At 68.1% G+C, this 11,701-nt stretch carries 12 protein-coding genes; 1 reads left to right on the forward strand and 11 read right to left on the reverse strand.

What is annotated here, in order from left to right; translation table 11 throughout:
- Positions 1 to 11 precede the first annotated feature (11 nt).
- From ncot_RS10130 to thrS, 11 genes are all read right to left on the reverse strand, one after another.
- The gene (locus ncot_RS10130; protein WP_168617503.1) at positions 12 to 1,112 is read right to left on the reverse strand and encodes a signal peptidase I; all 1,101 of its coding nucleotides are present in this window, start codon (positions 1,110 to 1,112) and stop codon (positions 12 to 14) included.
- Positions 1,109 to 1,756 (reverse strand): SipW-dependent-type signal peptide-containing protein, encoded by a 648-nt coding sequence (locus tag ncot_RS10135; RefSeq protein ID WP_168617504.1) that lies wholly within the window; start codon positions 1,754 to 1,756, stop codon positions 1,109 to 1,111. The genes ncot_RS10130 and ncot_RS10135 overlap by 4 nt, the downstream gene beginning before the upstream one ends.
- Positions 1,740 to 2,402, reverse strand: coding sequence for a hypothetical protein (locus ncot_RS10140; RefSeq protein ID WP_168617505.1), 663 nt, complete (start codon positions 2,400 to 2,402; stop codon positions 1,740 to 1,742). Before ncot_RS10140 ends, ncot_RS10135 begins: the two co-directional genes overlap by 17 nt.
- Positions 2,399 to 2,935: a signal peptidase I gene (locus ncot_RS10145; protein WP_240937852.1), complete on the reverse strand. Its 537-nt coding sequence runs from the start codon at positions 2,933 to 2,935 to the stop codon at positions 2,399 to 2,401. The genes ncot_RS10140 and ncot_RS10145 overlap by 4 nt, the downstream gene beginning before the upstream one ends.
- A 2-nt stretch (positions 2,936 to 2,937) precedes the next feature.
- The gene (locus ncot_RS10150; protein ID WP_168617506.1) at positions 2,938 to 3,492 is read right to left on the reverse strand and encodes an alternate-type signal peptide domain-containing protein; all 555 of its coding nucleotides are present in this window, start codon (positions 3,490 to 3,492) and stop codon (positions 2,938 to 2,940) included.
- A 180-nt stretch (positions 3,493 to 3,672) separates the two neighbouring features.
- Positions 3,673 to 4,233, reverse strand: coding sequence for a hypothetical protein (locus tag ncot_RS10155; protein ID WP_168617507.1), 561 nt, complete (start codon positions 4,231 to 4,233; stop codon positions 3,673 to 3,675).
- A 10-nt stretch (positions 4,234 to 4,243) separates the two neighbouring features.
- Positions 4,244 to 5,167 (reverse strand): pyridoxal 5'-phosphate synthase lyase subunit PdxS, encoded by a 924-nt coding sequence (pdxS, locus tag ncot_RS10160; protein WP_168617508.1) that lies wholly within the window; start codon positions 5,165 to 5,167, stop codon positions 4,244 to 4,246.
- A 93-nt stretch (positions 5,168 to 5,260) separates the two neighbouring features.
- Entirely contained in the window at positions 5,261 to 5,878 is a 618-nt protein-coding gene (pgsA, locus tag ncot_RS10165) for a phosphatidylinositol phosphate synthase (RefSeq protein ID WP_168617509.1), read from the reverse strand.
- Positions 5,879 to 5,890: 12 nt separating this feature from the next.
- A complete protein-coding gene (locus tag ncot_RS10170; RefSeq protein ID WP_240937853.1) occupies positions 5,891 to 6,664 on the reverse strand; it encodes an inositol monophosphatase family protein in 774 nt (257 codons plus the stop codon).
- On the reverse strand, positions 6,661 to 7,218 hold the full coding sequence (locus ncot_RS10175; protein WP_168617510.1) for an HIT domain-containing protein: 558 nt from the start codon (positions 7,216 to 7,218) through the stop codon (positions 6,661 to 6,663). The genes ncot_RS10170 and ncot_RS10175 overlap by 4 nt, the downstream gene beginning before the upstream one ends.
- A 14-nt stretch (positions 7,219 to 7,232) precedes the next feature.
- The gene (thrS, locus tag ncot_RS10180; RefSeq protein WP_168617511.1) at positions 7,233 to 9,239 is read right to left on the reverse strand and encodes a threonine--tRNA ligase; all 2,007 of its coding nucleotides are present in this window, start codon (positions 9,237 to 9,239) and stop codon (positions 7,233 to 7,235) included.
- A 194-nt stretch (positions 9,240 to 9,433) separates the two neighbouring features.
- On the opposite strand from thrS, the gene ncot_RS10185 reads away from it, so the two are divergent.
- A complete protein-coding gene (locus ncot_RS10185) occupies positions 9,434 to 11,452 on the forward strand; it encodes a sulfatase (RefSeq protein ID WP_168617512.1) in 2,019 nt (672 codons plus the stop codon).
- Positions 11,453 to 11,701: the final 249 nt, after the last annotated feature.

Raw genomic sequence — 11,701 nt, forward strand, 5'->3', positions numbered from 1 at the left:
CTCGGCTCGGATCAGATGGGATCCAGGCCAGCGCACGTCACGTAGACGGCTCCGCGGTAGATGCGCCGGTCGATGGCGACCCGGCTCGACGTCCAGGTCGGCGCGCCCTTGACCTGTGCCGAGACGTAGACCTTGTAGTAGGCCAGCGCAGTGGGCAGGTCCGCTGGATTGAAGCGGACCGCCAGCACCGACTGGTCCGGCACCCCGTTGGTCACGGGGTTCGCGACCGGGATGCTTCGGATGTAGGACTCTGAGCCGAGGTTCGGCGCCCTCCAGAGCTCGGCCGTGTAGTTCACCTGGGGATACGGATTCGGCCAACGTGCATCCGACCAGTAGTTGTCGAGCCCGCTGGACTGCACACAGGTGACACTGGCAGGGCCCTTGACGGTGAAGGCCGTGATCGAGCCCGACGAAACTTGCGAGGTGTCCGAGAACGTGGCCAGCGTGCCGGTGGGGGCCGACGCCACTCCCCCGGCCAGGAGGACCGCGGCCGAGGTGCCCAGAGCGATCATGCGGGAGACTCGGCGAAGGCCCGTCCCGTCGCCCACGGAGCCAGCGGTCGCATCCGGGGCGTTCCCACCCGACCCGGAGCGCTCCGCATCGCGCTTCCCAGAAGCATCCTCGTCCTGGCCTCGGCCGAAGGCCGAGACCAGGAGCAGGGAGACGAAGGCACCGCACAGCAACAATCCCCCCGGAGTGCTCGCGGCGTTGACGACGTGACCTGCCCAGGGGACGTCGAGGAACACCCGGTAGGCGTCTTCGACCGGGTAGGCCTCTGCGTCAGGTGCAGGGTTGGCGTCACCCTTCAGGTGCAGGATGACTCCGTCATCGGTGTGGTCGATGGAGACGATGCGATGGGTGATCCGCACGTTGCGCCCGGTCTCGACACTCACCACATCGCCCACCCGGAGCTCCGTTGCCGGCACCTCCTTGGCCAGGGCCAGCGCCCCAGCCTCGATCTCCGGCGACATCGAACCGGACTTGAATACCAGCGGACGCGCGTCGAGAGCCAGGGCGAGTCCGCTCAGCACCAGGCACAGCGCGCCCAGCACGGCACCGGACCAGAGCGCGCCCTCTCGCATCCAGTGGGTCCATCTCACCCGCGTGGTCATGACGTCTTCTGGCTGGCGGTGAAGGTCAGCGCAACCGAGCCCGTCTTGCCCTGGTTGGCGTTCGTCGCGGCGAGATCGAGTCCGACGATCACACAGACCTGTTGCGTGCCGCTCGCAGCAATCTGTTGGGCCGTGTCGGTCAGTGACTTGGCCGTCCCGTCGACATTCTTCGCCGGTGCGAGGGATGTTCCGCTGCACGTGTCGACCTGGGGATAGGCCGCGACGGGCTGGGCCCTGCCGGTGAAGAGCTGCACCGTGATCGGCGTGCCGACGAAGCTCCACGCCGGGGAGGCGCCCTGGGTCGCCGTCGCAACATACGTCAACGGCGGATCTCCGACGTTCCTGACGTCGAGATTGAACGCCTTGCGCTCACCGGGCACAAGACCGCTCCACGAGATCGTGGTCTTCGCGTAGTTCGCGCCCGGACCGACAGCTCCGTTGCTGTCGAACTGCAGGTCCATCGTCCCCGAGGAGATGGGCCCGCCACTAACGACCGCAGTGTCGCTCCAGTAGGCATAGGTGCCGATCGATCCGAAGCCCAACAGCAGGCCGAGGCTGAGCACAGCACGCGTCCTGGCGGAGCGGAGCACCTGCCAGGCGCTCTTCCGACCGGTGTTGGGCCACGTCTCAGTGTGTCGTCCCATGACCCGTTCCCGCCTCCTTCCGATCCTTGCGCCGCATCAACGCCGCCCCCACACCCATCCCCACTCCAGCAGTCACGATGAGCCACCCGGTTGCTGGAGCACCAGTGCCCGGCAGGAGCCGGTCTGACTCATCGGGTGAGCCGTCCGTGACAGCTCCCCCGTTCGTCGCGCTCGCGTCGGCCAGCGTGACGCGGAACGAGAGCGCGAGGTCATCACGCTGCGTCGCGTTGGTCGACGTCGGGTCATAGCTGGCCCTGATCCGGATCCTGCGTGACTCCCCGCCCGAGAGCGAGTCGCTGCTGAGCCGGAACGTCCTGTCGGTCTGCTCCAACCGGACCCTCCGATCGCGACCGACCTTGGCGGACAGGTCGATGTCCCCGTTGCGCAGCAGGTGGTCGCGGTCTCGACTCTCCACCGAGATGGTGAGGTGGCCCGCGTCGGAGGCTTGGTTGCGCACGAAGAACGACACCTCACGGACATCCCCCGGAACCCACCGGACGCTCGGGTCGAAGAGTGGCTCGGCAAGGTGACTCGACCAGGACTGTCCGTCCCAGCTGACTCCCACCTCGTCCGCCGCAACGGCCGGCGACGGCACGCCAAGGGCCAGCGCGGCGACAAGGACGAGCTTCCCGAGCAGGTGCTTCACGATGCTGCCCCACGGTTCCGCCGTCGGTCACGCAGCGAGCTGGTCAGCATGAACGCGGCATAGCCGAGCAGGAGCCCAGCAACGACGTAGACCGCCATCTGCCGCTCCTTGCCGCTGAGCCAGTTGTTCACGTGGCCGATGAAGGGCACTGAGTACCAGAGCTCTCCCCGGACCTGCACCGGTCGGACCGGCAACTCGTCGGGAGTCCCGTTGGCATCACCCTGCGTCCGGAACTCCACCTCACCCTTGCCGTTGACGCCCGACGAGACGACTCGGTGCGTGACCACGGTCGGCTCACCGGACTCGAGCTGATAGGTGATCACCGAGCCGACGCCGATGTCACCGACGTCGGCGGGCCTGACCACCACCAAGGTGCCTGGTGGGTAGCTCGGCTGCATCGACCCCGTGAGGATCGTGTACGGCGTCGCGCCGGCGACCCTGGGCACGAGCACCGCCACGACCAGCGCCGCCACGACACCCAGGATCACCAGCCAGGCGAGCACCCGGCCGACCCACGCGAGTGGGCCCGGCACGATCAGGACTCGGTCTGGGTCAGTGACACCGTGATCGCGTTCAGGGTCGCCGTCAGGTTCTGCGTGTCATTGGCGTTGATCGTCGCTGCGTCACCGAAGGGGAACGTCACTGCCAGGGTCGAGGTGATCGTGTCGCCGTCGTCGGCGCTGGTGACCTGGGCAGGGACAGGGGCGCCTTCCTGGTCGACGTACGTCGCGTCCACGTCGAGCTGGAGCGTGGTGGGCGCAGGAGAACTGGTCACCGTGTAGTCGACAGTGTCCGGGGTCTCGAGTGTCGCCGCGAGGTTGTCACCCGAGGCAGCCACGGTGAAGGTGCACTCCTTGACGATCGTGTCTCCCGGGACGATCAGGGAAACAGAGGAGCCCGCCTTGGCATTGTCGGGGCCGTAGACCCAGCCTTCGTCACAGCTCGGGTTGCTGAGGGCAAGTTCGCCCGCGGCGATGTTGCCCCCGGGGAGATCGACGCTGTCGCTCCAGTAGGCGAGAGATCCGGCCCCGCCGAGCAGTAGGACCGCAGCGGCACCGGCGGCGATTGCGCCCTTGGTGGACTTGTTCATGTCATGCTCCCGGGATTCGTGAACGCTCTGCGGCTGGGGTGGTCCGAGCCGCTTCCACAAAGAGAACGGGGATTACTGCTCCCCATGTTCCGAACCGTGCCACAAATGGCCCGAAAGGACCACAGGCATGGTCCGATCGAGCCATGCCGGGGCCCAGGTCCGATCGTCCCCGTCGTGACGTCAGGGACGGCGGTGCCAGAAGGCCGAGACCTCGATCCGCCCCTCGTCAAACCTGGCTGACAACCCGTGCCGTGAGAAGCACGAGAGCACTGCTTCGAGCAGGTGGTCCCCCGGTGCCGCGTTGGCCGTCGAGGCGTGCCACAGGTTCACCTCGAGCATGCCCTCGTCGATCGCGTGCCAGACGTCGGGCTGGGTGAACCAGATGACACCACGGAGGCCGTCCGAGGCGTCCGATGCCAGGGACTCCTTCGCCTTCCAGTGGTCCTCAACGCCCTGGAGGACCCGGACCCCGTGCTCCGAGCACTCGGCGAAGACCGCTTGGAGGCGGTCGTGGTCGGTGGTCGCAGGCCACGTGGATGCCTCGGCAGCCAGGTCCTTCCGCGCGCCGGCCAGCCATGCACGCGCCATGATCGAGGCGTCCGTCTCCGGCATCTCGGCCCGGGTCGCCTCGACGACCTCGGCCTCCATCTGCTCGGGCGACAGGAGCCCGGCCCGCACCTGGAGGCGGGCGAAGTCGACCAGCTCTTCCTCAGGTGTGCGCCGGGCTCCTCGAATCACCATCGGCTGCGCGTCACCAACCGCGCTCGGCGAGCCGGTGCGGCTGCGGGATGTCCTCGACGTTGATGCCGACCATCGCCTCGCCGAGGCCACGCGAGACCTTCGCGACCACGTCGGGGTCGTCGAAGAACGTGGTCGCCTTGACGATCGCCTCGGCCCGCTCGGCCGGGTTGCCGGACTTGAAGATGCCCGAGCCGACGAAGACACCCTCGGCCCCGAGCTGCATCATCATTGCGGCGTCGGCCGGGGTGGCGATGCCACCGGCGGTGAAGAGGACCACGGGGAGCTTGCCCTTCTCGGCAACCTCCTTGACCAGCTCGTACGGCGCCTGCAGCTCCTTCGCGGCGACGAACAGCTCGTCGGCCGACAGAGCACCGAGGCGGCGGATCTCGCCGTTGATCGTGCGCATGTGGGTGACCGCGTTGGAGACGTCGCCGGTGCCGGCCTCGCCCTTGGAGCGGATCATCGCCGCGCCCTCGGTGATGCGACGCAGCGCCTCACCCAGGTTGGTGGCACCGCACACGAAGGGAACTGTGAAGTTCCACTTGTCGATGTGGTTGGCGTAGTCCGCCGGGGTCAGCACCTCGGACTCGTCGATGTAGTCGACACCCAGCGACTGCAGGATCTGGGCCTCCGCGAAGTGGCCGATGCGGGCCTTGGCCATCACGGGGATGGAGACCGCCGCGATGATCCCGTCGATCATGTCGGGGTCGCTCATCCGGGACACGCCACCCTGGGCGCGGATGTCGGCGGGCACACGCTCGAGAGCCATCACGGCGACGGCGCCGGCGTCCTCGGCGATCTTGGCCTGCTCGGGGGTGACGACGTCCATGATGACGCCGCCCTTGAGCATCTCGGCCATGCCGCGCTTCACGCCGGAGGTACCCGTCGCCTGCGCAGCGGCAGCGACGGTGGAATCAGTGGAATCAGTTGCCATGGCTCAAGACTAGTCGCCTGTACACCGTTCAGGTGAACCGCCCCGAATGCCCGGAATTCGGACACGGGGACAGCCCTCCTCAGGGCTGGGGATTCAGGAGCTCGCGGCCTCGGCGTACGCCTGCTGGCGGACCGTCCAGACCCGCTGGAGCACGGTGACGGTGCTGGCCACGGCGAGGGCCCAGAGGGTGACCTCCATCAGGATCGGGAGGTCGAAGATCGCGCCCAGGCCGGTCATCACGAGGATGGAGACCAGACGGTCGGAGCGCTCTGCGATCCCGACCTTCGCGTGGTAGCCCATGCCTTCGGCCTTGGCGCGTGCGTAGGAGGTGACCGACCCCATCACCAGGCAGATCAGCGACAGCCACAGGTAGAGGCGGCTGTCCCCGGGGCCGGCGAAGTAGAGCGCCAGCCCGCCGAAGATCGCACCGTCACCGATGCGGTCGAGCGTCGAGTCGAGGAACGCGCCGAACCGGTTGGTCTTGCCGGTGACCCGCGCCATGTGCCCGTCGATGAGGTCGCTGAAGACGAAGGCGGTGATGAACAGGACGCCGGCCAGGAGCTTGCCCTGGGGGAAGAACACCAGGGCACCGGTGCAGACGCCCAGGGTGCCCACCAAGGTCACCGCGTCGGCACTGATGCCGAGCTTGATGAACAACCTCGCAATGGGGTTGAGCAGTCTGGTCCAGAACGCGCGAAATCTCTCCAACATGGCGGCTGCAGACTACCTGCCGTCGCGGGTCTCGCCGACCAGGGCCTCGACGACCGTCGCCACGACGGAGGGGGCGCCGGCCACGTGCCAGTCCACGCCGGCCGCGTGGACCACGCGCGCCACCCCGCCCAGGCTGCGGATCAGTGCCGCCCCCGGGAGCCGGTCCCAGTCGGGGACCGTGTGCTGGAAGATCACGTCGCAGTGCCCGAGCAGGATCCCCACGCAGTCCATCGTCCCCGAGCCCTGCATCCTCAGGGTTGCGACCTGCTGGATCGCCCGACCGAAGGCCTCGCCGACCTCACCGTCGTAGAACGGCGGATGCAGGTAGGTCGACGCGCACGCGCGTTCGGCCGGAACGTCGACCAGTGCTGGGAGCGGCTCCCCGTTGCTGGTCGCCGCCAGGCCGGGCCCGCCGAGATACACCCGGTCGGTGGCGGGGTGGTGGACCGCGCCGAGCAGCACGTCGTCGCCTTCGGTGAGGGCCAGCGCCGAGCACCACCAGTCCATCCCGCGGAAGAAGTTGTAGGTGCCGTCGACGGGGTCGATCACCCAGGTGCGTCCGGACGCGCCCGCGTGGTTGGCGCCCTCCTCTCCCACGATCGCGTCGTCGGGGCGTTCGGCGCGCAGCGCCTCGACGATCAGCGCCTCGGCCGCATGGTCGGCAGCGGTGACGATGTCGGCGACGTTCGTCTTCTGCTGGGCCCCGACCCCCTCCGCACGCATCCGCGCGGCCAGGCGACCGGCCTCACGGACCAGGCGGCTCGCCAGCTCGAGGTCACCGGTCACCGGCCGGCTTCCTCGGGAGGCAGCCCGGCGGAGTCCCAGGCGTCGGCGAGCAGGTCACGGGTGTCCTGCAGCAGCTGCGGCAGGGTCTTGGTGCCGCCGACGACGGTGATGAAGTTGGCGTCTCCCGACCAACGGGGTACGACGTGCTGGTGCAGGTGGTCCGCCAGCGAGCCGCCGGCCGGCCCGCCGAGGTTGAGCCCGACGTTGAACGCATGGGGGTTGCTCACCGCACGGATCACCACGATGGCTCGCTGGGTGAGCGACATGAGCTCGGCCGCTTCGTCGCTGGTGAGGTCCTCGAGCCCTGCGACGTGGCGATAGGGCACGACCATCAGGTGACCGGGGTTGTAGGGGTGCAGGTTGAGCACCACGTAGCAGTGCTCAGCACGCGCCACCACGAGTGAGTCCTCATCGGGCATCGCGGGGATGTTGCAGAACGGGCAACCGTCACCGGTCATGTCCGAGCGCACGTAGGCCATGCGGTGCGGCGTCCAGATCCGTTCCAACCCGTCAGGCTGTCCGGTGCCCTGCTGGCCGTTCTCGTCGGCGGTCATCGGGCCGCTCCCGGTCAGACCTGCTCGCGGGACTCGACGGCCGCGGCCACCCGGGCCATCGCCTCGTCCAGCGGCACGCCGTTGTCCTGACGGCCGTCGCGGTAGCGGAACGAGACCGCACCGGCCTCGACGTCGTTGTCACCGGCGATCACCATGAACGGCACCTTCTGCAGCTGTGCGTTGCGGATCTTCTTCTGCATCCGGTCGTCGGACAGGTCGACCTCGACCCGCAGCCCCTGTGCCTTCATCTTCCTGGCGAGCTCGAGCAGGTAGTCGTTGTGGCGCTCCGCGATCGGGATGCCCTGCACCTGGACCGGGGCGAGCCAGGGCGGGAAGGCGCCGGCGTAGTGCTCCACGAGGACGCCCATGAACCGTTCGATCGAGCCGAACTTGGCCGAGTGGATCATCACCGGCTGCTGGCGCGAGCCGTCAGCGGCGACGTACTCGAGGTTGAACCGGTCGGCGGACGGCTGGTTGAAGTCGTACTGCACGGTGCCCATCTGCCAGGTGCGGCCGATGGCATCGCGTGCCTGCACCGAGATCTTCGGGCCGTAGTAGGCCGCGCCACCCGGGTCCGGGACCAGCTCGAGCCCTGTCGCGACAGCGACGTCCTCGAGCACCTTCGTGGCGGCCTCCCAGTCGTCGTCGGAGCCGATGAACTTGTCCTTCGAGGCGTCACGGGTGGACAGCTCGAGGTAGAAGTCGTCGATGCCGAAGTCTCGCAGGAGCGAGAGCATGAAGTTGAGCAGGTGCTCCACCTCGGCCGGCGCCTGCTCAGGGGTGACGTAGGAGTGCGAGTCGTCCTGGGCGAAACCACGCACCCGGGTCAGCCCGTGGATCACGCCGGACTTCTCGTGGCGGTAGACGTGGCCGAACTCGAAGAGTCGCAGCGGGAGCTCGCGGTAGGAGCGCTGCCGGGACCGAAAGATCAGGTTGTGCATCGGGCAGTTCATCGCCTTGAGGCGGTAGTCCATGCCGTCGACGTCGAGCGCGGGATACATCCCCTCGCCGTAGTAGGGCAGGTGGCCCGAGGTGTGGAAGAGACCTTCCTTGGCGATGTGGGGCGTGCCGACGTAGTCGAAGCCCTCGGCGATGTGGCGCTCACGGACGTAGTCCTCCATCGCCCGCTTGATCACGCCACCCTTGGGGTGGAAGACCGGCAAGCCGGAGCCGATCTCGTCGGGGAAGCTGAACAGGTCGAGGTCACGACCGAGCTTGCGGTGGTCGCGACGCTCGGCCTCCTCGATGCGGTGCAGGTGCTCGTCGAGGGCTTCCTTGGTCTCCCACGCGGTGCCGTAGATCCGCTGGAGCTGCTTGTTCTTCTCGTCACCACGCCAGTAGGCGGCCGCCGAGCGCATCAGCTTGAACGCCGGGATGCGCTTGGTGGTGGGCAGGTGCGGGCCGCGGCACAGGTCCTTCCAGGCGACCTCGCCCTTGCGGTTGATGTTGTCGTAGATCGTGAGCTCGCCCTCACCGACCTCCACGTTGGCGCCCTCGGCGGCATCCTCGGCGTGGCCGCCGCCCTTCAGGCCGATCAGCTCGATCTTGTAGGGCTCGTCCTGGAGCTCGTTGATGGCGTCGGCATCGGAGATCGGCCGGCGCTCGAAGCGCTGGTTCTCCTTGATGATCTTGCGCATCTTGGTCTCGATCTTCACGAGATCCTCGGGCACGAACGGGGGCTCGACGTCGAAGTCGTAGTAGAAGCCGTCCTGGATCGGCGGGCCGATGCCGAGCTTGGCCTGGGGGAAGAGCTCCTGCACGGCCTGTGCCAACACGTGGGCGGTCGAGTGGCGCAGGATGTCGCGACCGTCGCTGCTCTCGATGGTCACGCCCTCGACGACGTCGCCGTCGGAGAGCTCGTAGGCGAGGTCCTTGAGGACGCCCTCGCCATCGTTCGAGACGACCCGCGCCGCAACGACGTCGGGCGACTCCTTGAACAGCTCCCAGGCCTTCGTGCCCGTCGTCACGGTCTGCTCCGCGCGCGCATCGGCGTGGGCGAGGACGACCTGGATGTCGGACACGAGTGCTCCTTGGGAGGTTGATCGACGGCAGTCGCAGATGGCGACGCCCCGATCGTATCGGCCGGCTGCGGGTGGTCGCGCGCCGGTTTCTGTCGGACGCCCGTCGCGCGGCCGTGCCGAGGCCCCCAGCTGCCAGATCACCGCTTGGTCACGATGGCGCCGAACCGGTCCCGAGCTCGGGGCAGCGTCCTAGGATGTGGGCCCGCCGTGCGGTCGAGCACGGTCAGGCACGTCAATCGGGGGATGTCATGCGGATCAGGGGCCGCGTCGCGCTCGTCGCGGCTGGAGCTGCACTGTTGGCCGGAGGACTCACGGTCGTCAACCAGGTGCGCCACGATGCGGCTCCCCAGGCAGCAGCCAGTGATCCCGCCGCCGACGGCTCGCCCACCCACACGGTGTACGTCGACAACTCCGGCTCCGTGGTCAGCGTCTCGGTCCGCGACGCAACCGAGCCGTGGCAGAGGTCGATGACGGTCACCGTCAACGACCACACCACGACCTTGGACCGCAGCAACCGCACGTCCCGCACGTCCCGCACGTCGGCCGCTCCGAACGCCGACGAGCCCTGTGAGCCCAGGATCACCGCTGAGCCCACCTCGCTGCTGACCCGCCTCGACCTTCCCCGATCGTGCATCACGGGATCGCACCACGTGCGGGTCTTCGTCAGCGAGGACGGCGGCCCGCCCGTCAAGGTCGAGGCCGACAGGCTCCAGCGACCGAACGTCCTGATGATCATGGTCGACGACATGCGCGCCGACGACCTCAGGTGGATGCCGAACGTGCGGCGCTTGATCGGCGACCGGGGCGTCACGTTCACCAACGGGTTCGCGAGCCTGCCCCTGTGCTGCCCCGCCCGGGCCTCCGTCCTCACCGGGCAGTACCCGCACAACCACCAGGTGTGGTCGCAGGTTCCTCCCTGGGGGTTCACGGCCTTCGACGACTCGTCGACGCTCCCGGTCTGGCTGAAGGGGGCGGGCTACCGGACCTCCTACATGGGCAAGTATCTCAACGAGTACGGCACCGGGCCCGAGCCCGGACGGACCGCCGGGACCTCGACGCAGTACGTGCCACCGGGTTGGGACACCTGGCAGGCCTCCATCGACGGTGGCCTCGACCCGTCGGACCCGAACGACGGCGGGACCTACCGCTACTTCGACACCACGTTGAACGACAATGGTCGCGGCTACATCAGCCTCGAGGGGCAGTACCAGACCGACGCCTATGCGCGGCTCACCAGCGACGTCATCCAGGAGGCGGCCGGGGAGTCGGAGCCGTTCTTCCACTACGTGTCCTTCTCCGCCCCCCACGTCGGCGGTCCGCGGGAGCCCGACGACCCCACGAACCTGGCGACCCCGGCTCGGCCCCAGCGGTTGTGGGGCAGCTTCGACCAGCGGATCAGGCAGGCTCCCGGTGCGCACTGGCGCGATCGCGACCAGAGCGACAAGCCGAACCGGATGAAGGGCCACATCTCCCGGGACACGATGGCGCAGGTGCTCGAGCTGGCCCGCCAGCGCGCCGAGGCGCTGCGCTCGGTCGACCACGCGGTCAAGCGCATGATGGGTCGCCTGCGCAGGACCGGCGAGCTCGGCAACACCGCCGTCGTCTTCACCAGCGACAACGGGTTCTTCCTCGGCGAGCAGAACATCCCCAGCGGCAAGGTGCTCCCCTACGAACCGTCCCTCCGAGTCCCGGTGCTCATGCGTGGCCCGGGGATCCCCAGGGGCGAGGTGCGCAGCGATCCGTTCCTGTCGATCGACTTCGCTGAGACCTTGGCCGACCTGGCCGATGCCCGGGTCCCCGGGTCCACGGACGGGCGCAGCCTCATCGACGTGGCTCGGTTGGGCGATGAGTCCCGTGGTGATGCCTGGAGCCGCGTCGTCCTCACCGAGACGCCTCCCAACAAGCTCGACACCCGCCGGCTCAAGCGTCGTCAACCCGTCGGTGCTCACAGCAAGAAGATGCTCCAGGGGCGCGTCACCGGCATCCGGACCGGCCGCTACCTCTACACCGAGTGGAACTACGACCCTGGCGTGTCCAGGAAGGTCGTCGACACCGAGCTGTACGACGTCGTGGCCGACCCGGAGCAGTACGAGAACCTCGCGACGCAGCCCGGCCGCGAGGAACTGATCGCGCAGCTGCACGAGGTGCTGGCCGACGCACGCACCTGCAGGGGTGACGGCTGTCGGGCCCTGCTTCCCGAGAACCTCCGCTGACGGCTCCCTGTCGCACAGCAGAAGAGCCCCCTCGAGAGGGGGCTCAGGTCCGCGGACCTCTGGTGGGCGATACTGGGTTCGAACCAGTACGCCCGGCAAATCGCGACACTGGATATCACCTGCCAAAACACCATCTGAGCTGCACTTATGAGGTCCAGTCACGTGTCTCGCTAACGGACATCTATGGACACGTATAGACTCCTGGTGGACACGGAGTGGACACGAATCAGAGGTGTGGGCGGCATGGCG

Origin of the sequence: Nocardioides sp. JQ2195 (assembly GCF_012272695.1) — a bacterium.
GTDB lineage: Bacteria > Actinomycetota > Actinomycetes > Propionibacteriales > Nocardioidaceae > Nocardioides.

Bases quoted from the DNA above. Each gene is read 5' to 3' on its own strand.
- ncot_RS10135 (WP_168617504.1), bottom strand. From the start codon at position 1,756: ATGGGACGACACACTGAGACGTGGCCCAACACCGGTCGGAAGAGCGCC.
- pdxS (WP_168617508.1), bottom strand. From the start codon at position 5,167: ATGGCAACTGATTCCACTGATTCCACCGTCGCTGCCGCTGCGCAGGCG.
- ncot_RS10150 (WP_168617506.1), bottom strand. From the start codon at position 3,492: ATGAACAAGTCCACCAAGGGCGCAATCGCCGCCGGTGCCGCTGCGGTC.
- pgsA (WP_168617509.1), bottom strand. From the start codon at position 5,878: ATGTTGGAGAGATTTCGCGCGTTCTGGACCAGACTGCTCAACCCCATT.
- ncot_RS10155 (WP_168617507.1), bottom strand. From the start codon at position 4,233: ATGGTGATTCGAGGAGCCCGGCGCACACCTGAGGAAGAGCTGGTCGAC.
- ncot_RS10175 (WP_168617510.1), bottom strand. From the start codon at position 7,218: ATGACCGCCGACGAGAACGGCCAGCAGGGCACCGGACAGCCTGACGGG.
- ncot_RS10185 (WP_168617512.1), top strand. From the start codon at position 9,434: ATGTGGGCCCGCCGTGCGGTCGAGCACGGTCAGGCACGTCAATCGGGG.
- ncot_RS10130 (WP_168617503.1), bottom strand. From the start codon at position 1,112: ATGACCACGCGGGTGAGATGGACCCACTGGATGCGAGAGGGCGCGCTC.